Raw genomic sequence first — 22,461 nt, 5'->3', positions numbered from 1 at the left:
CGTCCTGGTCGGCTTGCTCGGAGGGATACTCGTCGCGGAATTCGAGGGGTGTAGACAGGAAATCGGCCGAAGAGTCAAGGCAAGGGCTACAATTGCGTCAGGTCCGCGCTGCCCCTCATCCGCCTGCCGATACCTTCTCCCCGTATAGAGGCGGGGAGAAGGGAGCAGTCGCAGCGGCCGCTTCGGCGACCGCTGGTCTTTATCAGCGCACCACGTACATGATGCGTCGCGTCTGCGGATCGACCAGCGTCGGCTGGCCGTTCACATAGACATAGCGGTAGTTATAGTCCGGAATTTCGCGCAGTTCGACGGTGTCGGGCAGCGTTGCGCCGGTCACCACCTCGCCTTCCAGATAGACGGGGTCGAGACGGTGTGTACTGACATAGGTCCTGACTTCGGCCGGTGGCCGCGGGATGGCATCGACCGGCTCGCCGGCGACGATCGCTCCGGTATAATCGGTCGAGTAGTCGCCGATGTCTTCCGGCGGCGAGACGACGGCGACGCTGGAGCCGTGCGGGCGCTGCGTCAGCACCACCCGGCTGCCGCCGAAATCGGCCGTGACATAGTCGGAATAGACCCAGCCCTGGCCGCCGGCTTCGGCGATGGTGCACCATTTGCTGTTCTCGATGCAGCCATTGAGCGTTGCCGACTGGCCGGCGGCGAGCACGCCGATGACCGGATATTGCGGGCCGGGGCCGGCGCGAACGTTGAGATCGGTGACCGCCGAGACGGCGGTATCGGCAAGCGCTGAACCCGACATCACGGTCAGCATACCGGCGACTGCGGGAAACAATACGGATTTCATGGTTTCTCTCCGTTTTCATGGTCCCTCGGCGGTGAAAACGGGGCAGCGGCGCATGCGTTCCGGCTAAAGCGCTTGCGCCAACTCACGATTTGTTCCCGGTTCTTTCGGCAAGCCGGTCAAAAGGTCGTGAACCAGGGCCAGTTTCCGCGCCGTGGCGTCCGAAATGACGAAGGGGTAGAGATCGGGCAGGCCCATGCAGCGGTTGATCGAATTGGAGGCCTCCGACAGCACCAGCCAGCGGGCAAGGATCTTGTCGAAGGGCTCGGGCGTGTTTGCGGGTTCCGAAGGTGCTGCCTGCAGTCCGCCGCCGGTGTCGCCTTGCGGCAGGTCGTTGGCCTCCACCGTCTCCAGCCGGCCGAGCGGGAAGTTCAGCGCATGGACCATCTCCAGCGTGTCGGTGATGTGCAGATGGTGGGCCCAGGTTTCGGCCCAGTCCTCCCACGGATGCGAGGTGGCGTAGGCCGAGATGTGGTCTTGCTGCCAGTCGGGAGGCGCGCCGTTGGCATAGTAGGTCTTCAGCGCCTGTTCGTAATCGGCGCGTTCATCGCCGAACAAGGCGCGGAAGGCTTCCAGCCTTTGCGGATCGTCGCGGATCAGGCGGTCCCAGTAATAATGGCCGAGTTCATGGCGGAAATGGCCGAGCAGCGTGCGATAATTCTCACCCATCTCGACGCGGCGCTTCTCGCGCTCGGCGGAATCGGCCTCCGCGACGTTGAGCGTGATCAGGCCATTGTCGTGGCCGGTGAGGATCCGTTCGCCGCCGGGGCCGCCGCCGATCGGATCGGCGAGGAAGTCGAAGGCGAGGCCTATCTCGTCGGCGGGGGCCTGCTTGGGCGCGACCGGCAGGCCGAAGGCGAGCAGCGAATAGATGGCGCGCTTCTTGGCCGCCTCGACCCGGATCCAGCGGCGGCGATTGCCGTCGACCGAGAGATCGGGGATCAGCTGGTTCAGCACGCAGGCACGGCAAAAAGCCTGTCCGGGTTCGGTCATCCAGTTGCAGGCGCACTCGTCGGCGTTGGTGCACTGGAAGGCGCCGTCGGCGCCCGACAACGCAAAGCGCGCATGGCCGGGATCATAGAGCACGAGACTCCCGCAATTCAGGCACCGGGCGTTCTCGAAGTAGAGACGGTGGCCGCAATGCGGGCAGTCGAAGAGTTTCATGTCGGTCTCAATCGTCGGATCAGGGGGAAGGACGTCGTTCAAACGCCGATCATCAGGCGTCGTTCCCGACCGTGACACCATTCAGCAACATGGTGGAAGGATCGGCGAGGTTTCGGCCGCACCCGCCACAATAATCACTTGATCGTAGGCAGATTCCACGGCATTCGCCAGCATTGCGGTAGAGACAGTGACAAGAGCAGGTCCGAGACGCGACAAAGAGCGCGTCTGAGACAGTGACAAGAGCGCGTTTCGCTGGCAAATTCGCGCGGGACGTGAATCAGGCAACCAGGAGAACAACATGGCATTTCTTGCCAAGGGTAGGATTTTAGCGGCCACTGTAGTGGCGGTACTTGCGCTGGCAACGGGCGTGCAGGCAGGGCCCAGCTGCGGCAAGACCGGTGCCGGGTTCGAGGCCTGGAAACAGGATTTTGCCGCGGACGCCAAGGCCGAAGGTGTCGGCTCAAGGGGTCTGGCCGCCCTGGCCGGCGCCACCTACGCAACAAGGACGATCTCCGCCGACCGTGCAATCCACAAAGCTTTCAGCGGCTCGGTGGAAGCCTTCATGAAGCGCCGTGGCGGGTCCGCGATCATTTCCAAGGGTCGTGCGCTGAAGAAGTCGAACGCCGCGCTGTTCAACCAGATCGAGCGGAACTACGGCGTGTCACCGGGCGTTTTGCTCGCCATCTGGGGTATGGAAACCGGCTTCGGTGCTTCCATGGGCAACCAGAACACGGTCTCCGCCATTTTGACGCTGGCCTATGATTGCCGCCGCCCGGACTATTTCCACCCGCATGCCATTGCGGCCTTGAAGCTGGTCGACCGTGGAGCGTTGAGCGCCTCATCGGTCGGCGCCATGCATGGCGAGGTCGGCCACACGCAATTCCTGCCCGGAAATGTCCTGAAGTATGCAGTCGGCAGCGGGAACCTGCGTGACAAGGCCACGGCGCTCGCTTCCACCGCCAACTTCCTCAAAGGCCACGGCTGGCGAGCCGGCGCGAGCGCGAACGCGAATATGGGCGCGATTGCCGGCTGGAATTCCGCGAGCGTCTACCAACAGGCCATCGCCCAAATCGCCACGGCGATCGACGCCGACTGATTGAAATCTCTATTCGACAAGAGCCCGGCCACGCGCCGGGCTTTTTGATGACGGGAGCGGCAAACACGGCTTCAGCGTCTGGGTGGCTACTTCACATCAAGCGCATAGGAGCAGCCGGCCAGTGTCTTGCCGGGATGGGACTCGACGGTCGAGACGTTGAGCGTGATGCGCGTGGCAAGGCTCACGCCGCCGGTGTCCTCGGTGCTTTCGGCCACGACCTTCTCGCCAAGGAATTTGTCCGGGCTCGACACTGTCGCCGGGGCGCCGATCTGCCAGGCGAGATCCGGCGCGGCAATGCCCTCGAGCACCGCCATCGGTCCGGTCGCGGTAAAGACGACCGTCCCCGTCTCGCGCCCGAAGACATGCACCGGGGCGGGGAGCTGGTACTGCCGCAGGAAGGGATTGCCTGACGGAACCTCCTTCCAGCCAAGCCTGTCCGCCGCGCCGGGTTCGCCGGCCAACCAAAAGGCAAAACCATTGTAGGCCGGGACGTCCGCCCTGCATTCTATCAGCGCGGCGAGGTCGAGCGAGGCTGGATCGAAATCCTCGGCCATGGCCGGCGTCGCGAGAAGAACCAGCGGCGCCAGGCATTGGCCGAGCCTGCGCATCCGACTTACTTATTGCGGTTGCGCGCAGCCAGCGTGCGCAGTCTCAGCGCATTGAGGCGGATGAAGCCGGCGGCGTCCTTCTGGTCGTAGGCGCCGCGGTCGTCCTCGAAGGTGACCAGCGCGTCGGAATAGAGCGTCTTTCTGGACTTGCGGCCGGTGACCATGACGTTGCCCTTGTAGAGCTTCAGCCGCACCGTGCCTTCGACGTCTTCCTGGCTCTTGTCGATCATCGCCTGCAGCATCAGGCGCTCGGGCGCGAACCAGAAGCCGTTGTAGATGAGTTCAGCGTAGCGCGGCATGAACTCGTCCTTGAGGTGGGCAGCACCCCGGTCGAGCGTGATCGATTCGATGGCGCGATGCGCGACGATCAGGATGGCGCCGCCGGGCGTCTCATAGACCCCGCGCGACTTCATGCCGACGAAGCGGTTCTCTACCAGGTCGAGCCGGCCGATGCCGTTGTCGCGGCCGAGATCGTTGAGCGCCGCCAGCATGGTTGCCGGCGACAATTTCTTGCCGTTGAGCGCGATCGGGTCGCCCTTCAGGAACTCGATCTCGATCTCGGTGACCTTGTCGGGCGCATCCATCGGCGAAACGGTGCGCTGGTGGACGAATTCCGGCGGCTCGCTCCATGGGTCTTCCAGAACCTTGCCCTCGGAAGAGGAGTGCAGCAGGTTGGCGTCGACCGAGAACGGCGCCTCGCCCTTCTTGTCCTTCGGCACGGGGATCTGGTGCTGTTCGGCAAAGTTCATCAGATCGGTGCGCGACTTGAACGACCAGTCGCGCCACGGCGCGATGACCTTGATGTCGGGGTTCAGCGCGTAAGCCGAAAGCTCGAAGCGAACCTGGTCGTTGCCCTTGCCGGTGGCGCCATGCGCGATCGCATCGGCGCCGGTCTCCCTGGCGATCTCGACGAGGTGCTTGGAGATCAGCGGACGCGCGATCGAGGTGCCGAGCAGGTAGGTGCCTTCATAGACGGTGTTGGCGCGGAACATCGGGAAGACGAAGTCGGACACGAATTCCTCGCGCACGTCGACGACGCGGATGTCCTTGATGCCCATCATCTCGGCTTTCTTGCGCGCCGGCTCCAGTTCGCCGCCCTGGCCGAGATCGGCGGTGAAGGTGACGACCTCCGCGCCGAGCTCGGTCTGCAGCCATTTCAGGATGATGGATGTGTCGAGGCCGCCGGAATAGGCGAGCACGACCTTCTTGACGTCTTTGGTCTTGGACATTTCTGCTCCGTCGATGGCGGACACTTGGGCGTCACGCATTGTCGGAGCGCCTTTTAGCAGGAACGGCAAAGCGAGCAAGCATGCGCGGCGCCAGACTACTGATCCAGCGCATGGCGGCTGGCGTCTCTGAAACTCTTCGCGATGTGGAATGGATCGTCAGCCTGATCGATGCACGTGAGGAAGCTCCGAAGCGTCCGGCCGCCTAAAAGAAAAAGGCCCTTGCCGCTCGAGGGTGCCCGCCGGAGATGCACTAACTAGGCATCTGGCGCCGACGCGACGCGCCTTGTATAGGCTCCAGGTTCTCCCGGAGCCTTCCATGTCCTTCATTCCAGACACCACCACGCTGATCCAGTTCGCCATCGCCACCGTGATCCTGGCGATCACGCCTGGGCCCGACATGACGCTGTTCGTCTCGCGCACGCTGAGCCAGGGGCGGGCCACCGGCTTTGCCTCGATGGCCGGCGCGCTGTGTGGCACGCTGGTCCACACCACGCTGGTGGTGGTCGGCATCTCGGCGCTGATCGTCGCTTCGCCGATGGCCTTCTTCGTGCTGAAGATCTTTGGCGCCGGCTATCTCGTCTTCCTGGCCTGGCAGGCGATCGCCAAGGGCTCGGCCTTCTCGCCGGAAAAGAAGACGGGCCCGCGGATCTCGCTGTTGCGCAGCTGGGCGGCGGGGCTCGGCGTCAACCTGCTCAACCCGAAGATCATCCTGTTCTTCATGACCTTCCTGCCGCAATTCGTCTCCGCGCACGACCCGAACGCGCCCGGAAAACTGTTTTTCCTTGGGCTCATGTTCATCGTGCTGTCGGTCCCGGTGACGGCGCCGATGGTGCTGGCGGCGGAAAAGTTCTCGGCGGCGATGAAAGCCAGCCCGCGGGTCACACGGGTGGTCGACTATCTCTTCGCCGGCGTGTTCTCCGCCTTCGCGCTCAAGATCCTGACGGCGCACGCGAAATAGGCTTTCCCGTTACCGCAAATTTACCGGCGCTGTTGCATTGTTGCAATTGTAGGCTCCGTTGCGCTCGCCTAAGAACCGCTAGGGCACTTGGGGAAATCAATGAAAAGCATACTTTTGGCATCTGTCGCCTTGATCGGGCTGGTCTGCGAGGCCAGCGCGCAGGACGCGCCTTACAACTGGTCGGGGTCTTATATCGGTGTCGAGGGCGGCTATGCCGGCTCTTCGGTCCGCTTCAATGCCGACGCGACCAGCTTCGACGACACCTACCACAAGGATGGTTATCTCGGCGGCATCTACGCCGGGCATGACTGGCAAAGCGGACAATTCGTCTATGGCGTAGTCGGTGATTTCGATTTCATCGGCATGCACGACACGGAATTCGGCCAGCTTGACCTTCTAGGCAAGGGCGAGACCTACACCTACGACGTCGACTGGGTTGCGACCGCGCGCGGCCGCGCCGGCTATGCGGTGACGGACGGTTTGCTGGCTTATGTGACCGGTGGCGTGGCGGCTGGGCATTTTCAGGCGACATCCTATTCAAACGTCTTCGTTCCGTTTCCTCCGTTTTCCTCGGCGTCGACCTCGGACTTCTCCGGCGTGAAGTTCGGTGGCGTGTTCGGTCTCGGCACCGAATATGCGCTGGCTGACAAGTGGTCGCTGAAGGCGGAATATCTCCACTACATATTCGACGAGATCGAGCCGGGGCCGGGCGGTACGGCCGGCGCGAGTTTCCGGCCGTCTCTCGACACGGTGAAATTCGGTATAGCGTATCGCTTCTAAGGGTAAGCTAGGCGGGAAGACCGGGTCCGGCGAAGAGTCGGGTCAATCCGGCCGCCTCGGCCATCTTTGTACGCTCTTCATACTCTTCGAGCGTCAGCGCATAGAGCATCTGGTCGATGCGTTTGCCGGTGCGGCCATCGATGCGGTGCGACCGCAAGGTGCCTTCGAGCCGCAATCCGGATCGTTCGCAGACGGCGATGGCCGCTTGATTTCGTGCCAGTGGCTGGAATGTAACCTTCTCCAGCTTGCGCTCGCGAAAGAAATGCCGGAGCAATACGACGGACGCCTCGAATGCCATGTTGCGGCCGCGGTTGTCCGGATCGCCGATGATCAGATGGAGCGAGCCGAGGCGGTGCCTCAGGTCGACCTCCATCACGGCCAGGCCTAGCGGCACGTCATCGGGCCGTCGCAGGATCGCCATCAGGTTTCGCTTCAGATTGTCGAAGCTCGCGACATAGGCGCGGAAAGCGTCGAGACCCATGGCTTTCTGCGGCGCGTTCAGCCCTTCCATGACAGCCGGATCGGTCAGCCATTCCGCGATCTCAGGCGTGACCTCGGACGGCACGAGCGTTCGGATGCGAGCTTTGTCGCTCCACCTGTCGACAAAGACCGGCTTCAGTCGCTGTGCCGCAAGAGGTGTAACAAGCGGTGGGAGTGGCGACCTTGCGCCCTGCTGCGGCATTTTTGGCATGGCCTAGTCATGCGAAAGCAAGCGGTCGGGGTCAAGAGCGCCGATCGAGATCAGGCGCCTGAAAGCTTCGCGTGGCCGTTTGCCACCAGCTTCCAGCCCAGCGCCCGGCGGCGAGCCAGTAGAAGATGCCGCCGACCATGCCGCTGCCGATCACCGCCATGATGGCGCTGGTGCCGGTCACCGCGAAGGTGGTGTCACCGATGTGGTCGACAATGCCGAGGAACACGGCCGCGACCACGGCACCCGCCAGCGCATAGAACAGCCAGTCGCGCCGGCCGAGGATTTCGGCGACCAGGACGACGACCGCCGCCGGCATGAAAGCGAAATAGGCGACGAACAGAGCGACGAAGGGAATCGAAAAATACAGCGAAGCCGTCACCGCCGGATGCGCCTGTTCCGGCGTGTAGCCGAGCGATGCCAGGAACAGGACGTTGAGAAAAGCGCTCGCCGCCAGCGCGGCGACGGCATAGCCGAACAGGATAATGGCAAGGCGCACGATGTAGGTGACGAAGCGGCCCATCACGGATCTCGCTGTTTGAGCTGACCGGAGCCGCGCCCGGCCAGTAGCCAGTAGACCCAACCGGCAGCGGTGCCGGCCGTGGCCAGGAAGCCGAGAAAGCCAGGATTGAAAACAAACCCTCCGGCCGAGCCCGGGACCAAAACACCAAAGGCGATGGACGTGATCGCACCCGTGGCCGCGAAGTAGAACCATCCTTGAAGCGACCGCCATTCGGCGAGAACGATGGCAGGACCGACGATCAGCAGCGCGCAGACCGCCACGGTCAACACGGCGAGCGGAAAGGATCCCAGCCAGTCGAAGGTGAAAACCAGGGACCAGTTGCCGTATTCGATCCCTTCCAGAAGCGTGATCAGCAGGACGGGCACCAGGATGGAGGTCAGCACGGCGGCGACGTAACCGACCGCTATGATGGCGAAACGCTTGAGCCCGGCGACGAGACGGTTCACGCCTCGCCGTGCCCCGCGATCATCATGGCTTCCAGCGCCAGCCGGTCGACCTTGCGCATGCGCTCCGATTCCGACTTCAGCTGGCCGCAGGCGGCAAGGATGTCGCGGCCGCGCGGCGTGCGGATCGGCGAGGCATAGCCGGCATTGTTGATGTAGTCGGCGAATTTCTCGATCGTCTCCCAGTCCGAGCACTGGTAATTGGTGCCTGGCCACGGATTGAACGGGATCAGGTTGATCTTGGCCGGAATGCCCTTGAGCAGCTTGATCAGGCCCTTGGCGTCCTCGATGGAATCGTTGACGTCCTTCAGCATCACATATTCGAAGGTGATGCGCCTGGCGTTCGACAGGCCGGGATAGGCGCGGCAGGCGGCGATCAGATCCTTCAGCGGATACTTCTTGTTGATCGGCACCAGGAGGTCGCGCAGATCGTCATTGGTGGCGTGCAGGGAGATTGCCAGCATGACGCCGATCTCCTCGCCGGTGCGGAAGATCTCGGGCACCACGCCGGAGGTCGACAGCGTGATACGTCTTTTCGACAAGGAAAGCCCGTCGCCGTCGGAGGCGATCAGCAGGGCCTTCTTGACCGCTTCGAAATTGTAGAGCGGCTCGCCCATGCCCATCATGACAATGTTGGACACTTTGCGGCCCTCGGCCGGCACGATGGCGCCGTCCGGCGTATCGCGGTCGGGAAAATCGCCGAGCCGGTCGCGGGCGGTGAGCAATTGCGCCAGGATTTCCTCGGCAGTCAGGTTGCGGACAAGCTTCTGCGTACCGGTGTGGCAGAACGAGCAGGTCAGCGTGCAGCCGACCTGCGAGGAGATGCAGAGCGTGCCACGGCCTTCCTCGGGGATGTAGACGGTCTCGATCTCGACCGGCCGGCCGGCGCCGCGCGGCGGGAAGCGGAACAGCCATTTGCGGGTGCCGTCGGCGGAAATCTGCTCCTCGACGATTTCGGGCCGCGCCACGGTGAAATGCTTGTCGAGTTCGGCGCGCAGGTCCTTGGAGATGTTGAACATGCCGGCGAAGTCGGAAACGCCGCGCACATACATCCAGTGCCAGAGCTGCTGGGCGCGCATTTTTGCTTGGCGTTCCGGCACGATGCCCGAAGCGACCAGCGCTTCGCCGAGTTCGGCCCGGGTCAGGCCGATCAGCGACGGTTTTTCGGCCGACGAGGCGCGGGCGCGCAACGCGTCACGTGCGCCTTCAGCGGTGAGGTCGAATGAAAGGGTCATGGTTTCACAGATATAAGCGGTTTGCGGCCAATGTTCAGACATCGTGCCGGACGTGAAGCGCGGCGCATAGCACAGGTTGAGGGCGGAGTCATGCCGGATGGCACACAACGTCTTCGTGCCGGGCGGTGTCTCGATCGTGAAGGTTCTGGTCGACGGACGAACGCATGGGGCTGAACCGAGAATTCACGGACCACCCGGTTTGACGCACGACAACGCCCGCTACGCCGGCCTTGCGGCAGCTTCCGGTGCGCTGGGACCGATCACATTGTCGTGTTGGCGTAACGATTCCCATGCCGGCTTCGAAGTCTGAAAGGGGCAACCATGCCCTCGACAAATGGGAGTATGCACAATGAACTCGATCAAGATCGCCGTCCTTGCAGGGCTCGTCGGCCTTTTCGCCTCGCAGGCACTTGCCGAAGACGCGATGGGCAAAATGACCATGATGAAAGGCGGGGAGGTGACGGCGATCATGCCGGATGGGCACATGGGCACCATGATGCCGGATGCGAAGATGAGTGCCGAGATGATGAAGATGGCAAAGCCGATCAAGCATTGCATGATGATGATGACCGACGCCAAGGGCAAAGCCTACATGATCGATACGTCGACCAAGAAGGCCCAGGCCGAATGTGAAAAAATGGCCATGTGAGGTCTGAATCCGTCGCGACTGCTCCCGTCGGCGCCGGCGCCGGCGGGCTTGATCGGCGTGATGTCTGTGCTAGAGCGTTTCACCGTTTCACCGAAACGGCAAACCGCTCTATCTTTTTGATTCACGCAATTCCGGGCGGAAAAACCGCGTCGCACTTTTCCTGGAATTGCTCTAGGGCTCAGCCTCCATCCGAGGACAGACATGGCCGGCCCTTCGCGAAAATATCCCCTGTTGCGGCGTTCTCGCGCCATGTGGGGCTCGCGGCGCGTCTGGCAGCCGCGGCTGGTGTTTTGGGCCGGCGCCGTCGGCATCGGCGTAATCAGCGTCCTGTTCGCGGTGCTGGCCGACAGGGCGCAGGAACTGTTCCATCTGATAACGGGCAGCAAGGGCGGCTGGCGTTTCTATCTGCCGCTCATCCTCACGCCGCTGGGCTTCGTACTGTGCGCCTGGCTGGCCCACAGCTTCTTCCCCGGCTCGCAAGGCAGCGGCATTCCGCAGGCGATCGCCGCCCGGCACCTGCGCGACGACGACGACCGCAGCCACATCCTGTCGCTCAGGCTGGTGGCGGGCAAGATCGCGCTCACCATCGTCGGCCTGTTCTGCGGCGCTTCGATCGGCCGCGAGGGGCCGACCGTGCAGGTCGGCGCGTCGCTGATGCTGCAGGCGGCACGCTGGGGCGGCATGGCGCAGGCGCGCGGCCTGATCCTGGCCGGCTCGGCCGCCGGTATCGCCGCCGCCTTCAACACGCCGCTGGCCGGCATCGTCTTCGCCATCGAGGAGATGGGCCGCACCTATGAGGCGCGCACCAACGGGCTGGTGCTGACGGCGGTGATCCTGGCCGGCATCGCCTCACTCGGCCTGCTTGGCAACTACACCTATTTCGGCGTCTCGAAGGAGACGATCGCGTTTGCCGCCGACTGGCCGCTGGTGATTGCCTGCGGCGTCATCGGCGGCGGCTTCGGCGCGCTGTTCTCGCTGCTGGCGCTGAAGATTACGCGGCGGATCCGGCGCTGGCACACAGGGCAACCCCTGCAGCGCGCCTTGCTGGTGGCCGCCGTCTGCGGGCTTGCCGTGGCGACGATCGGCATCGCGTCGGGCGGACTGACCTTCGGCACCGGCTATGTGCAGGCGCGCGGCGCCGTCGAGGGCACGCCGCTGCCCTGGTTCTTCTTCGCCGAAAAGTTCCTGGCCGGGCTGTTGTCGATGGTCTCGGGCATTCCCGGCGGCATCTTCGCGCCATCGCTGGCGGTTGGCGCCGGCATCGGCAGTTCGCTCGGCCTCGTCCTCGGCGCCAGCACCGGCGCTGCGGCGCTGCTCGGCATGGCCGGCTATTTCGCCGGCGTCGTACAGGCGCCGATGACGGCTTTCGTCATCATCCTGGAAATGACCGGCAATCACGACAATGTCATCGCGCTGATGCTGGCCTCGATGCTCGGCTACGGCACGGCGCGCATGATCTCGCACGAGCCGCTCTATCACGCGCTGTCGCGCGTCTTCATCGCCGAGGCGATCCGGCGGCGGCGGGCGGAAGCCACGCCGGCCCCGCAGGATTGAGGCGCAGGGTCCGAAAAAAGCAAAAGGCCGGGCTTTGCGGCCCGGCCTCCGGTTCAAATATGGTTCGTGCCTATTTGCACTTGGCGATCGACGACAGCGCCGCCGAGATGCCCTTCAACGAGAAGACATAGGAGGTCGGGTTGCCGCGGCCGGACTTCGCCGAAACCTTCATGTCGCTGCCGGTCTTCATGGCGGCGATCAGCACCGGTTCCTCGGCGGCATTCTCGACCCAGGCCGACTTGCCGCGCGTGAACATCGAGAAGGATTTCTTGTCGATGGTGACGGTGGCCTTGGAGCCTTCCTGGAAATTGTAGCCGGCGATGAATTGGGGCTCGTAGGAGACCTGCTGACCGGGGCGCTGGCTGACGAAGAAGAACATGTCGCCATGATCGAGCGTCGGCGGCTGCTTGTCGGTCGGTACGGTCAGCACATAGCAGACCTTGCCGCCCGACGCCTGGTAGCTGTAGGTGCCCCAGGCATTGTGCTGGCCGATCTTGGTCGCCTGCTGCGCCAGCGCCGGCGCTGCAAAGGCCACCAAGGCCAGACCCGAGACTAGTGCAATCAATCCGCGCATCGTTTTTCCCGTATTCCAAATGGTGCGGAGGCGGGCCGCATGGCGTCCTGCCGTCGCTTCATTTTGATTTAATCTGGGTTACCAAACGGTGAACTTCCCTTGAGAAAAGGACACTCACCCTAGGAAACCGCCGCCATTTTCGCGCCGCCGCCTTGTCAGCGGTTGGCGCGACGTCCCTTCGGCGACTTGGAGGCCACGAAAGCGGCAAGAGTTTGACTTTTTTGCCGGGCCTCCGAACGCCTGTATCCAGAGGCCTGGCTGGCATCTGGACGCTCAACCCTTGTCGGCGATGGCATCCCTGGCGGCCTGTCGATGCGCCGGCGTGATGTGGGCGCTGACGGCGGTGATCGCGGCGGTCAGCACGGCAATGTCGTCGGTGAAGCCGAGCCCGAAGATGAAGTCGGGGATCAGATCGACCGGCAGCACGAAATAGCCAAGCGCCGCCACCAATATGCCCTTGGCGCGCAGCGGCGTGTTCTTGTCCATGGCGCAGTAGTAGGCAGCGACGACGTCTTCCATGAACGGAATCTGCCGCGCGGCCTTCTTGGCCGTGCGCCAGAATTTTTCGCGCACTTCGCCCTCGCCGGCGAGCTTGTCGCCAAAGCCGAAGAAATCAAAACCGGATTCTTGCGCCATCGATCACTCCTCGCGGGCCTCATGCGCGTCCCAGCGCATGCCTCGCGAGCGAAAATGTGGTGAAAGCCGAACCCCGCTGCAAGATGCTGGTGCGGATTTGGCGATCCGCGCCCGGTTGCGGGCATGGAAAGGCAATGTTCAGCCGCCGGCAAAGCGGTTCATCTTCTTGGCCAACTCGATGTCGAGTGCCGTCAGGCCGCCGGCATCATGGGTGTTGAGCGTGACCTCGACCGTCTTGTAGACGTTCGACCAGTCGGGATGATGGTCCATCTTCTCCGCGGCAAGGGCGACGCGGGTCATGAAGGCAAAGGCCTCGGAGAAATTCTTGAAGGTGAAGGTGCGGCTGATGGATCCTGCATCCCCGGCCAGTGCCCAGCCATCGAGCCCGGTCAGCGCTGCTTCAGCGGCTTGCCTGTCCAGTTTCTCTCTCGCCATGTTCTTTTCCCATGCTATCTCGATTGAAGTCGTCACCATAATGCATCTCGCCCAAAAGTGCGTTGCGGTTTTGGGATAACGACATGCGCAAGGAAATTCCGGATCGATGAGCGCGAAGCCGATAAAATCCATTCTGTTCGTTTGCCTCGGCAATATCTGCCGGTCGCCACTGGCCGAGGGCGTGCTTCGCACAGCCTTGGCTGAGCGCGGGCTCGGCCGGGACATCCTGCTCGATTCGGCCGCCACAAGCGGCTGGGAGATCGGCTCCGCTCCCGATCCGCGCTCTATGGCGATTGCCGTGCATCACGGCATCGACATTTCCGCGCTGCGGGCACGCCGGATCACGCCACAGGATTTTCACCGCTTCGACCTGATCCTGGGCATGGACCGATCAAATGTTCGCGACCTGAAGGCGCTGGCGCCGGCGGTGATGCGCGACCGGGTGCACCTGTTCCTGGACTTCGCCGAGGGAAAACCACGCGACGTGCCGGATCCCTATTACGACGGTGAGGACGCTTTCGCCGAGGTCTACCGCATGATCCGCGAGGCGTCGGAAGCGCTGGCGACGCGGCTGGCCGGGCGGGCGTCGGTGCTCGACAGCGGCCAGGCTTCCTCGACGATATAGGGTCCGCCGCCGACCGAATCGCGCGACGACATCAAGACGAAGCGGCCGATGCGGAACGGCAGGGTCGAGAAATTGCCGCGCGCCGACAGATATTGGGCGACGTCCAGCGGGCTCGAATTGCGCAGCCTGGCAAGTGTGACATGCGGCATGAACTTGCGCGGATCGGCGGGGATGCCGAGCCGCTGGCAGATGCGATCGATTTCCCCCTGAAGTGCCGCCAGATCGGGCGAAGCCGACACGCCGGCCCACACCGCATGCGGTTTTTTCTGGCCGAAAGCGCCGACGCCGGTCAGGGTCAGCGAGAAGGACGGGCGGTGGACGCGGTCGAGCGCGTTAGCGATCTCGTCGGCGACATGGCCCTCGACATCGCCGATGAAACGCAGCGTCAGATGATAGTTTTCGACATCGATCCAGCGCGCCCCGGGCAGGCCACCCCTCAAAAGGGACAGCGAAAGGGCGGCATCACGCGGAATTTCGAGGGCGGTGAAAAGACGCGGCATGAAAAGCCTCCCTTCCTCGAATCGAAACTGTCACCCGTAGCGAATCATCGATAATCAAATGGAGCAAGTGGTTTGTTGGTCGCAGGTCCTTAACTAAGCTTCCGCAGCGGAAGTTGTTCCGGTTCGGTCCTTACGAAGCTTTCGGGGCAGCCGCGATGGCCTTCTCGATCGTCGGCAGGATGCGCTCGACCATCCGGTCGATGCCTTTGACGCTCGGATGCAAGCCATCCTCGAGCTGCATGCCGGGCTCTCCGGCGACGCCGTCGAGGAAGAATGGATAAAGGTCGATGTCGTATTTCTTCGCCAGGCCCGGGAAAATGGCGTCGAAGGCATTCTGATAGTCGGCGCCGAGATTGGGCGCGGCGCGCATGCCGGCCAGCAGCACGGCGATCTTGCGCCCTTTCAGCTTGGCCAGCATCTCGTCGAGGTTCTTCCTGGTGATGTCGGGCGCGACGCCGCGCAGCATGTCGTTGGCGCCAAGTTCGAGGATGACCAGTTGCGTGCCGTCGGGCACCGACCAGTCGAGCCGCGCCAGGCCGCCGCTGGTGGTGTCGCCCGAAACGCCGGCATTGGCGACGGCCACATCATGGCCCTTGGCACGAAGAGCTGCCTGCAATTTGTCGGTAAACCCCTCGTCGGGTCCGAGACGGAAACCCGCCATCAGGCTGTCACCGAAGCCGACGATCTTGAAAGGCTCGGCACGCGCCGACGAAATGGCGCCGCAAATGGCAAGGAAAACGATCAGGCCTGCGGCAATGCGGCGTTTGAAAGACATGCGGCAGGCCCCATATGAGCAAACGAATTCTTCCGGCGACGGCTTCCGGCAAGCAGAGCCTTCCCCTCCCATATAGGACGCTTTCATTTTGACAGAAGCCGTCATCGAGTTGAAAGACGTATCCCTGACGCTCGGTGAAGGCGCCTCGTCCGTCCATGTGCTGAAGGGCATCAGCCTCGAGGTGGCGCGCGGCGAAGCGACCGGCATCGTCGGCCCGTCAGGCTCCGGCAAGTCGACCTTGCTGATGGTGCTGGCAGGCCTGGAGCGGATCGATTCGGGCACGGTACGGATCGCCGGCGAGCTGCTCAACGGCAAAAGCGAGGACCAGATTGCTTCGTTTCGTGGCCGAAACATTGGCATCGTGTTCCAATCCTTTCATCTTATTCCCAACATGACGGCGCTCGAGAACGTCGCGGTGCCGCTGGAGCTGGCCGGCCACGCCGATCCGTTTTCGGTGGCGGAGCGGGAACTGGCCGCGGTTGGCCTCAGCGACCGCGTCACCCATTATCCCGGCGAACTTTCGGGCGGCGAACAGCAGCGCGTGGCGATCGCCCGGGCGCTGGCGCCGTCGCCGCGCATCCTCATCGCCGACGAGCCGACCGGCAATCTCGACCAGGCGACGGGGCGGCAGATCGCCGATCTCCTGTTCGCCAAGGCGGCCGAACGCGGCATGACGCTGGTGCTGGTCACCCATGATCCGGCTCTTGCGGCGCGCTGCTCGCGCCAGGTCTCGATGCGCTCCGGCCTGATCGAGACGCCTGGGCCGGTCAAGGTGATCGCCTGATGCCGATGGCGCGGACGCTAAAGCTTGCCGTCCGCTTCTCGCTGCGCGAAATGCGCGGCGGCCTTTCCGGCTTCCTGATCTTCCTCGCCTGCATCGCGCTTGGCGTCGCGGCGATCGGCGGCGTCAATTCGGTGGCGCGCTCGATCAGTGCCGGCGTCGCCAGCCAAGGCCAGACGCTGCTTGGCGGCGACCTTCGCTTCCAGATCAACCAGCGTGACGCCAGCCCGGCCGAACGCGGCTTCCTCGACGGGCTGGGTCCGGTCTCGCGCACCGCCAGCATGCGCTCGATGGCGCGTCTGGCCGACGGGTCCGACCAGGCGCTGGTCGAGGCCAAGGCCGTCGACGATGCCTACCCTCTCTACGGCGCGCTGGAAACCGAGCCGGCGCTGACGGAACAGGAATTGTTCGGCAGGCAATTCGGCGTTTTCGGTGCGGCCGCGCCCGATCTTTTGTTCGAACGGCTGCATGTCAAGCTCGGCGACCGGCTGAAGCTCGGCACCGCCACGTTCGAACTGCGCGCCAGGCTGGTCAGCGAGCCCGATGCCGTGTCCGACGGTTTCGGCTTCGCGCCGCGGTTGATGATCTCGACCGAGGCGCTGGCCGCCACCGGGCTGGTGCAGCCGGGCAGCCTGGTCGAGAACGCCTACAGGATCCGGTTGCCCGCTGACGCCGACGAGGCGCGGCTGAAAGCCATCCAGGACCAGGCGGCCAAGGATTTTCCCGAGGCCGGCTGGTCGATCCGGACGCGCGGCAATGCCGCGCCGGCGCTGTCGGCCAACATCGAACGGTTCTCGCAGTTTCTGACGCTGGTCGGGCTGACGGCGCTGGTGGTCGGCGGCGTCGGCGTCGCCAATGCGGTGCGCGCCTATCTCGACGGCAAGCGCGGCGTCATCGCCACCTTCAAGAGCCTTGGCGCTTCCGGCGGCTTCGTCTTTACCGTCTATCTGGTGCAGATCCTGATCATCGCGGCCCTTGGCATCGTGCTCGGCCTTGTCATCGGGGCGCTGATGCCGTTCGCGGCAAGCGCTGCCCTGCAGTCCGTCATTCCGGTGCCGGCGCAAGGCGGCTTCTATCCCGGCGCGCTCGGCATCGCGGCGCTGTTCGGGCTGCTGGTGACGCTGGCCTTCGCGCTGCTGCCGCTCGGCCGCGCCCGCGACGTGCCGGCGACCGCGCTGTTCCGGGAGATGGGGCTGGAAGGCCGCGGCCAGCCGCGCCTCGTCTACGTCGCTTCGGCGCTTGGCATAGCGCTGTTCCTGGCGGCGTTGGCGATCCTGTTCTCGGGCGACCAGCGCATCGCCTCGATCTTTGTCGGGGCCACGATCTTCGCCTTCCTGGTGCTGCGCCTCGTCGGCGCGCTGGTGCAGTGGGCGGCGAGGAAGAGCCCGCGTGTGCGCTCCGTGGCGCTCCGGCTTGCCGTCGGCAACATCCACCGGCCCGGCGCCTTGACTCCCTCGGTGGTGCTGTCGCTGGGGCTCGGGCTGACGCTATTGGTGACGCTGGCGCTGATCGACGGCAATCTGCGGCGGCAGATATCCGGCAACCTGCCCGAGCGGGCGCCGAACTTCTTCTTCGTCGACATCCAGGGCAGTGATGTCGATGCGTTCTCCGCCCTGATCGGCAAGGAGGCGCCGCTGGGCACGCTGGCCAAGGTGCCGATGTTGCGCGGCCGGGTGATGGCGCTGAACGGCGTCGATGTCGACAAGGTCAAGGTGCCGGCCGAAGGCGCCTGGGTGCTGAAAGGCGATCGCGGCCTGACCTATGATGCGAAACAGCCTGAAAACGCGACGCTGACCGAGGGCAAATGGTGGCCGGACAATTATTCCGGCGAGCCGCTGGTCTCGTTTTCGGCGCAGGAGGGCAAGGAAATCGGGCTGAAGCTCGGCGACACCGTCACCGTCAATGTTCTCGGCCGCAACGTCACGGCCAGGATCGCCAGTTTTCGCCAGGTCGAATGGGAGACGATGGGCATCAATTTCGTCATGGTGTTCTCGCCCAACACATTCACTGGAGCCCCGCATGGGTGGATGGCGACGCTGACCGAAAAGAGCGCCACGACGGCCGACGATGCGCGCATCCTCAATGCCGTCACCCGCGCCTTTCCGGCGGTGACGACGGTGCGCGTCAAGGATGCGCTCGATGTCGTCAACCGGCTGGTCGGCCAGCTCGGCACGGCGATCCGCGCCGCGGCCGGCGTGGCGCTGATCGCCTCGGTGCTGGTGCTGGCCGGCGCGCTTGCCGCCGGCAACCGGGCGCGCATCCATGACGCGGTGGTGCTGAAGACGCTTGGCGCGACCAGGAGAACGCTGATAACGGCATTCTCGCTTGAGTACATGCTGATCGGACTGGCCACGGCACTCTTCGCGCTGGCGGCCGGGGGCATCGCAGCCTGGTACATCGTCGCCCGCATCATGACCCTGCCATCGCATTTCATGCCGGAAGTGGCGGTCGCAACCATCGTCTTCGCGCTGGTGATCACGGTCGGCATCGGTCTTGCCGGCACCTGGCGGGTGCTCGGCCACAAGGCGGCACCAGTGCTGCGCAACCTGTAAATTCAGGGCCGGAACGGCTATCCCAGGTTAAATCTTGGTAAGGATGCCGGCCAGAAAGCCCGGGAATCGGCATTTCGGCCTCTCACGAACCGTTACATCCGGTTACGGTCTTGTTCTCGACGCGAATAACCATCATATTTCGCCACAGGCATGCTGGAGCCCCGCCAGCGGCGCCTGGGTCCGGGTGGACCTGACACCGGACGGGGCAGAAGCAATAGAGGACTACAATGGCTGAACCCATTCGCAATTATCAGACGCGCGCCGTGCCCGGCGCCGGCGTCGATATCGATCAGGGCCTGCGCGCCTACATGGTCAAGGTCTACAATCTGATGGGGCTTGGCCTCCTCATCACCGGCCTTGCCGCTGTCGGCACGATCATGCTGGCCACCACCACCGATCCGGCCTCGGCTGTCGCAACGCTGCCGAGCGGTGAAATGCTGACCTCCTTCGGCTACGCGATCTTCGGCTCGCCGTTGCGCTGGGTGGTGATTCTAGCCCCGCTGGCCGCGGTGATGTTCCTGTCGTTCCGCGTCCAATCGATGAGCGTTTCGGCGGCGCAGACGACGTTCTGGGTCTATGCCGGCCTCGTCGGCCTGTCGCTGTCGTCGATCTTCCTGGTCTACACCACGGCAAGCATCGCGCAGACCTTCTTTGCCACCGCCGCCGGCTTCGGCGCGCTGTCGCTCTACGGCTACACGACCAAGCGCGACCTGACCGCGATGGGCTCGTTCCTGATCATGGGCGTGTTCGGCCTGATCATCGCGATGGTGATCAACATCTTCCTGCAGTCGTCGGCGCTGTCCTTCGCCGTTTCGGCGATCGGCGTGCTGATTTTCGCCGGCCTCACCGCCTATGACACGCAGAAGATCAAGGAGATGTATTTCGAGGGTGATGCTTCCGATGTCGCCGGCCGCAAGGCCATCATGGGCGCGCTGAGGCTCTATCTCGACTTCATCAACCTGTTCATGTTCCTGCTGCAGTTCATGGGCGACCGCCGCTAAGGCACGCGTCATGGCCTGACTGGACCATCGAGTTTGGAAAGGGCGGCCCAACGGCCGCCCTTTTCTTTTGCGCCGGTCTTTGCTGTTATCGAAGGCAAATGAAAGGCTTGCATAAAGAATGAGCAGTATCGTGATACGGACGGCGACCTCGGCCGACCTCGACACCATCACCGAAATCTATGCCGACGCGGTGACGAACGGCACGGCGAGCTACGAACTGGAGCCGCCCGGCCGCGCCGAAATGGGCAAGCGATTCGACACGCTGACGGCTGGCGGCTTCCCCTATCTGGTGGCTGAAAAGGATGGCGTCGTGCTCGGCTATGCCTATGCCGGCGCCTTCCGCCCGCGCCCGGCCTATCGCTTCATCGTCGAGGATTCGGTCTATGTCGCCCCTGACGCCAAGGGCCAGGGCGTCGGCCTCAGACTGATGCAAAGCCTGATCGCGGCGGTGGAGGTGGCGGGCTTCCGCCAGATCATCGCGGTCATCGGCGACGGCCGTCCCGACAGCGCCTCGGTCAAGTTGCATGAAAGGCTCGGCTTCCGCCATTCGGGCCGCCTCGAGGGCTCCGGCTACAAGCACGGCCGCTGGCTCGACACGGTGTTCATGCAACTGACGCTGAATGGCGGTGCATCGCTCCCGCCGGATCCGGGCTCGCTGCCGGAGCGGAGATTTCGCGAGGGCAGGGGGAACTGAGGAATTGGGGAACTGGAGAACTGGAGAACAAAAGAAGGTGGCAGTTACATCAGTCGCCGAATCTGTTTCTCCTCAATTCCTCAATTCCTCAATTCCTCAATTCCTCAATTCCTCAATTCCTCAATTCCTCAATTCCCCAAATCCCGCCTCAGGCCTCTACAACCTTCAGCTTGCTGTCGAAGACGCCAAGCACGCGGCCAAGTTCCTGGCCTCGCTTGAGGATGCGGCCACCGGCTGCGATGACGGCGAAGGCGCCCTGCTTGCGCGCCAGTTTCGGGTCCTTGACGATCTGGAAAAGCGGCACTTCGCTGGCGCGGCGGAAGACGGAAAACACGGCGCGGTCCGTGAGATGGTCGATGGCGTAGTCGCGCCATTCATTGGCGGCGACCATGCGTCCGTAGAGCCTGAGGATCTGGTCGAGTTCACGGCGCTCGAAGCGCACCGGCTGGTCGAGGCGTTCGCGTCGCGCGTCGTGCAGCGGGATCAATATTGCGGATGCGTCCCCATCCCCCATCCCGCCGCTGTCATCGGTCATGCCTCGATCCTTCGAAAATGAATCTTTGCCAACCAAAGTTGGCCCCTTCGCCATCGAATTGCAAGAGCCGGCGAAGCAGCGCCAGCGACGCGCCGTTTCGGTCACGTCCAGTCACATTTGCGAACCGCATGTTGGAATTGGTGATGCTTCGCCACATTTCTGCCTTTTTTTATCCGCGCTCATGCCCCAATGTCCGACGAATTTACCGGCGTTGCCTGAGACGGTTCGGTCCGGCACCGGCTCGTAAACCCCAAGCCCCCCGCCCACGGGTCTGCGTCGGATCGAACCAACCTCGGTTTTTCCTTGGAAAAACCGGGTGCGACGATCCCAAAACCTAAATGACCGACGTCAGAAGCAAGCTGACGTCGGTTTTTTCATGCCCGCATCGCCGCGACGGCGGCTTTCCCTCGACCGAGAGCTTGTTTGCCAACCCACGTCATGATTGGCGCGACCGCAGCCTCGAATCCTGTCACGCTCACCTGAACCATTCGAGAGCATCCCCATGCAAGCCAAGCACAATGGCGACGTGTCGTTCTGGTATGCCGATATAGGCGGCGTCCCGGCCTATCGCCCTGCGCTGCCCGGCGACATCGAGGCCGATATCTGCATCGTCGGCGCCGGCTACACCGGCTTGTGGACGGCCTATTACCTGAAGAAGGCGCAGCCCTCGCTGCGCATCGCCATCGTCGAGAAGGAGTTCGCAGGCTTCGGCGCCTCGGGCCGCAATGGCGGCTGGCTGTCGGGCGGGTTCAGCTGGTCACGCGAGAAATATGCGGCGTCCTCGTCGCGGGGCGCTGTCATCGACATGCAGCGCGCCATGTTCGGCACCGTCGACGAAGTGATCTCGGTGACGCAGGCCGAGGGTATCGATGCCGATATCCGCCGCGTCGACAACATCACCGTGGCCACCAACACCGCGCAGCTGCAGCGCGCCAGGGCGGAATACGATGAGCTCCTGCACTGGGACATGCCACCGGAGAGGCTGGCCTTCCTCGACGCCGGGGAGGCGCGCGAGCGCATCGCCATCGACAAGGTGCTGGGCGGCTTCGTCGTCCGCAACGTCGCCCGCGTGCAACCGGCCAAGCTGGTGCAGGGCCTGGCGGCGGCGGTCGTGCGATCAGGCGTTCCGATCTATGAGCAGACGCAGGTTCTGGCGATCGAAAAAGGCAAGGTGACCACCGATCGCGGCATCGTGCGCGCCGAAAAGATCGTGCGTGCCACGGAAGGGTTCACGGCCGGCATTTCCGGCCTCAAGCGCCTCTGGCTGCCGTTGAACAGCGCCATCGTGGTGACCGAGCCGCTGCCGCAAAAGCTGTGGGATACGATCGGCTGGAGCGGCTACGAGGTGCTGGGTGATGCCGCGCACACCTATTGCTATGCGCAGCGCACGCGCGAAGGCCGGATCGCCATGGGAGGCCGTGGCGTGCCCTACCGTTTCGGCTCGCGCACCGACATGCGCGGCCAGACCCAGCAGGCGACCATCGACCAGTTGCACGAGATCCTGACCAGGCTGTTGCCGCAGACCAAGGGGGTGCGCCTCGACCACGCCTGGTGGGGGACGCTCGGCGTGCCGCGCGACTGGTGCCCCACCTGCGGCTTCGATCGCGAGCCCGGCATCGGCTGG

At 63.8% G+C, this 22,461-nt stretch carries 26 protein-coding genes; 12 read left to right on the top strand and 14 right to left on the bottom strand.

All coding sequences use genetic code 11. The features are described 5' to 3' along the window. Window positions 1-202 precede the first annotated feature (202 nt). Both LB568_RS30915 and LB568_RS30910 read right to left on the bottom strand, forming a co-directional pair. The gene (locus LB568_RS30915; protein ID WP_013892203.1) at window positions 203-805 is read right to left on the bottom strand and encodes a DUF1236 domain-containing protein; all 603 of its coding nucleotides are present in this window, start codon (window positions 803-805) and stop codon (window positions 203-205) included. Between the two features lie 63 nt (window positions 806-868). Further along, a complete protein-coding gene (locus tag LB568_RS30910) occupies window positions 869-1,966 on the bottom strand; it encodes a putative zinc-binding metallopeptidase (RefSeq protein WP_224732155.1) in 1,098 nt (365 codons plus the stop codon). 298 nt (window positions 1,967-2,264) lie between these two features. On the opposite strand from LB568_RS30910, the gene LB568_RS30905 reads away from it, so the two are divergent. Further along, window positions 2,265-3,062: a lytic transglycosylase domain-containing protein gene (locus LB568_RS30905; protein WP_013892205.1), complete on the top strand. Its 798-nt coding sequence runs from the start codon at window positions 2,265-2,267 to the stop codon at window positions 3,060-3,062. An 86-nt stretch (window positions 3,063-3,148) separates the two neighbouring features. Here the strand turns inward: LB568_RS30905 and LB568_RS30900 are convergent, their stop codons facing one another. Both LB568_RS30900 and LB568_RS30895 read right to left on the bottom strand, forming a co-directional pair. Further along, window positions 3,149-3,670 carry a hypothetical protein gene (locus tag LB568_RS30900; protein WP_224732154.1) on the bottom strand — a complete coding sequence of 174 codons (522 nt, stop codon included), beginning with the start codon at window positions 3,668-3,670 and terminating at the stop codon, window positions 3,149-3,151. Between the two features lie 5 nt (window positions 3,671-3,675). Continuing rightward, entirely contained in the window at window positions 3,676-4,899 is a 1,224-nt protein-coding gene (locus LB568_RS30895; protein WP_140572223.1) for an argininosuccinate synthase, read from the bottom strand. Between the two features lie 316 nt (window positions 4,900-5,215). Here LB568_RS30895 and LB568_RS30890 point away from each other — a divergent pair, with 316 nt between their 5' ends. Both LB568_RS30890 and LB568_RS30885 read left to right on the top strand, forming a co-directional pair. After that, the gene (locus LB568_RS30890; RefSeq protein WP_023778925.1) at window positions 5,216-5,857 is read left to right on the top strand and encodes a LysE family translocator; all 642 of its coding nucleotides are present in this window, start codon (window positions 5,216-5,218) and stop codon (window positions 5,855-5,857) included. 99 nt (window positions 5,858-5,956) lie between these two features. Continuing rightward, on the top strand, window positions 5,957-6,637 hold the full coding sequence (locus LB568_RS30885) for an outer membrane protein (RefSeq protein WP_140572222.1): 681 nt from the start codon (window positions 5,957-5,959) through the stop codon (window positions 6,635-6,637). A 7-nt stretch (window positions 6,638-6,644) separates the two neighbouring features. On the opposite strand, the gene LB568_RS30880 is transcribed toward LB568_RS30885, so the two are convergent. The 4 genes from LB568_RS30880 to rlmN form a co-directional block, all read right to left on the bottom strand. After that, on the bottom strand, window positions 6,645-7,202 hold the full coding sequence (locus tag LB568_RS30880) for a GNAT family N-acetyltransferase (RefSeq protein ID WP_181176805.1): 558 nt from the start codon (window positions 7,200-7,202) through the stop codon (window positions 6,645-6,647). A gap of 157 nt (window positions 7,203-7,359) precedes the next feature. After that, window positions 7,360-7,848 carry a hypothetical protein gene (locus LB568_RS30875; RefSeq protein ID WP_140572220.1) on the bottom strand — a complete coding sequence of 163 codons (489 nt, stop codon included), beginning with the start codon at window positions 7,846-7,848 and terminating at the stop codon, window positions 7,360-7,362. Beyond that, the gene (locus tag LB568_RS30870) at window positions 7,848-8,294 is read right to left on the bottom strand and encodes a hypothetical protein (protein ID WP_140572219.1); all 447 of its coding nucleotides are present in this window, start codon (window positions 8,292-8,294) and stop codon (window positions 7,848-7,850) included. Before LB568_RS30870 ends, LB568_RS30875 begins: the two co-directional genes overlap by 1 nt. Further along, window positions 8,291-9,526: a 23S rRNA (adenine(2503)-C(2))-methyltransferase RlmN gene (rlmN, locus tag LB568_RS30865; protein ID WP_041164530.1), complete on the bottom strand. Its 1,236-nt coding sequence runs from the start codon at window positions 9,524-9,526 to the stop codon at window positions 8,291-8,293. The genes LB568_RS30870 and rlmN overlap by 4 nt, the downstream gene beginning before the upstream one ends. Before the next feature lie 97 nt (window positions 9,527-9,623). Here rlmN and LB568_RS30860 point away from each other — a divergent pair, with 97 nt between their 5' ends. From LB568_RS30860 to LB568_RS30850, 3 genes are all read left to right on the top strand, one after another. Then, window positions 9,624-9,836, top strand: coding sequence for a hypothetical protein (locus LB568_RS30860; RefSeq protein WP_140572218.1), 213 nt, complete (start codon window positions 9,624-9,626; stop codon window positions 9,834-9,836). A 39-nt stretch (window positions 9,837-9,875) separates the two neighbouring features. Next, window positions 9,876-10,175, top strand: a complete 300-nt coding sequence (locus LB568_RS30855) for a hypothetical protein (RefSeq protein WP_013892213.1) — start codon at window positions 9,876-9,878, stop codon at window positions 10,173-10,175. A gap of 201 nt (window positions 10,176-10,376) precedes the next feature. Next, window positions 10,377-11,729 (top strand): chloride channel protein, encoded by a 1,353-nt coding sequence (locus tag LB568_RS30850; RefSeq protein WP_224732153.1) that lies wholly within the window; start codon window positions 10,377-10,379, stop codon window positions 11,727-11,729. 70 nt (window positions 11,730-11,799) lie between these two features. On the opposite strand, the gene LB568_RS30845 is transcribed toward LB568_RS30850, so the two are convergent. The 3 genes from LB568_RS30845 to LB568_RS30835 all read right to left on the bottom strand — a co-directional run bounded on the left by LB568_RS30845 (window position 11,800) and on the right by LB568_RS30835 (window position 13,374). Next, a complete protein-coding gene (locus LB568_RS30845; RefSeq protein WP_013892215.1) occupies window positions 11,800-12,303 on the bottom strand; it encodes an invasion associated locus B family protein in 504 nt (167 codons plus the stop codon). A 273-nt stretch (window positions 12,304-12,576) separates the two neighbouring features. After that, window positions 12,577-12,939: a YkvA family protein gene (locus LB568_RS30840; RefSeq protein WP_023778919.1), complete on the bottom strand. Its 363-nt coding sequence runs from the start codon at window positions 12,937-12,939 to the stop codon at window positions 12,577-12,579. Between the two features lie 138 nt (window positions 12,940-13,077). Next, entirely contained in the window at window positions 13,078-13,374 is a 297-nt protein-coding gene (locus LB568_RS30835) for a 4a-hydroxytetrahydrobiopterin dehydratase (protein ID WP_140572215.1), read from the bottom strand. 106 nt (window positions 13,375-13,480) lie between these two features. Here LB568_RS30835 and LB568_RS30830 point away from each other — a divergent pair, with 106 nt between their 5' ends. After that, window positions 13,481-13,999 carry a low molecular weight protein-tyrosine-phosphatase gene (locus tag LB568_RS30830; protein WP_140572214.1) on the top strand — a complete coding sequence of 173 codons (519 nt, stop codon included), beginning with the start codon at window positions 13,481-13,483 and terminating at the stop codon, window positions 13,997-13,999. Here the strand turns inward: LB568_RS30830 and thpR are convergent. Together thpR and LB568_RS30820 are read right to left on the bottom strand one after the other, a co-directional pair. After that, entirely contained in the window at window positions 13,903-14,499 is a 597-nt protein-coding gene (thpR, locus tag LB568_RS30825) for an RNA 2',3'-cyclic phosphodiesterase (protein WP_013892219.1), read from the bottom strand. The genes LB568_RS30830 and thpR overlap by 97 nt on opposite strands. Before the next feature lie 130 nt (window positions 14,500-14,629). Further along, a complete protein-coding gene (locus LB568_RS30820; protein ID WP_224732152.1) occupies window positions 14,630-15,274 on the bottom strand; it encodes an arylesterase in 645 nt (214 codons plus the stop codon). Between the two features lie 88 nt (window positions 15,275-15,362). On the opposite strand from LB568_RS30820, the gene LB568_RS30815 reads away from it, so the two are divergent. The 4 genes from LB568_RS30815 (at window position 15,363) to LB568_RS30800 (ending at window position 20,302) form a co-directional block, all read left to right on the top strand. Then, window positions 15,363-16,058: an ABC transporter ATP-binding protein gene (locus tag LB568_RS30815; RefSeq protein ID WP_224732151.1), complete on the top strand. Its 696-nt coding sequence runs from the start codon at window positions 15,363-15,365 to the stop codon at window positions 16,056-16,058. Next, window positions 16,058-18,607 (top strand): ABC transporter permease, encoded by a 2,550-nt coding sequence (locus LB568_RS30810; protein WP_224732150.1) that lies wholly within the window; start codon window positions 16,058-16,060, stop codon window positions 18,605-18,607. The genes LB568_RS30815 and LB568_RS30810 overlap by 1 nt, the downstream gene beginning before the upstream one ends. Before the next feature lie 227 nt (window positions 18,608-18,834). Next, complete coding sequence (locus tag LB568_RS30805) at window positions 18,835-19,608, top strand: Bax inhibitor-1/YccA family protein (protein ID WP_023768411.1); 774 nt, start codon at window positions 18,835-18,837, stop codon at window positions 19,606-19,608. Between the two features lie 118 nt (window positions 19,609-19,726). After that, on the top strand, window positions 19,727-20,302 hold the full coding sequence (locus LB568_RS30800; RefSeq protein WP_224732149.1) for a GNAT family N-acetyltransferase: 576 nt from the start codon (window positions 19,727-19,729) through the stop codon (window positions 20,300-20,302). Window positions 20,303-20,450: 148 nt separating this feature from the next. Here the strand turns inward: LB568_RS30800 and LB568_RS30795 are convergent, their stop codons facing one another. Continuing rightward, entirely contained in the window at window positions 20,451-20,837 is a 387-nt protein-coding gene (locus LB568_RS30795; RefSeq protein WP_224732148.1) for a DUF2794 domain-containing protein, read from the bottom strand. 502 nt (window positions 20,838-21,339) lie between these two features. Between LB568_RS30795 and LB568_RS30790 the strand changes: the two genes are divergently transcribed. After that, on the top strand, window positions 21,340-22,461 hold a 1,122-nt coding region (locus LB568_RS30790), incomplete at its 3' end, for an NAD(P)/FAD-dependent oxidoreductase (RefSeq protein ID WP_224732147.1).

Origin of the sequence: Mesorhizobium sp. B263B2A (assembly GCF_020165775.1) — a bacterium.
In the GTDB taxonomy this organism is placed as follows: domain Bacteria; phylum Pseudomonadota; class Alphaproteobacteria; order Rhizobiales; family Rhizobiaceae; genus Mesorhizobium; species Mesorhizobium opportunistum.
This window is presented reverse-complemented; position numbering and strand designations above follow the sequence as displayed.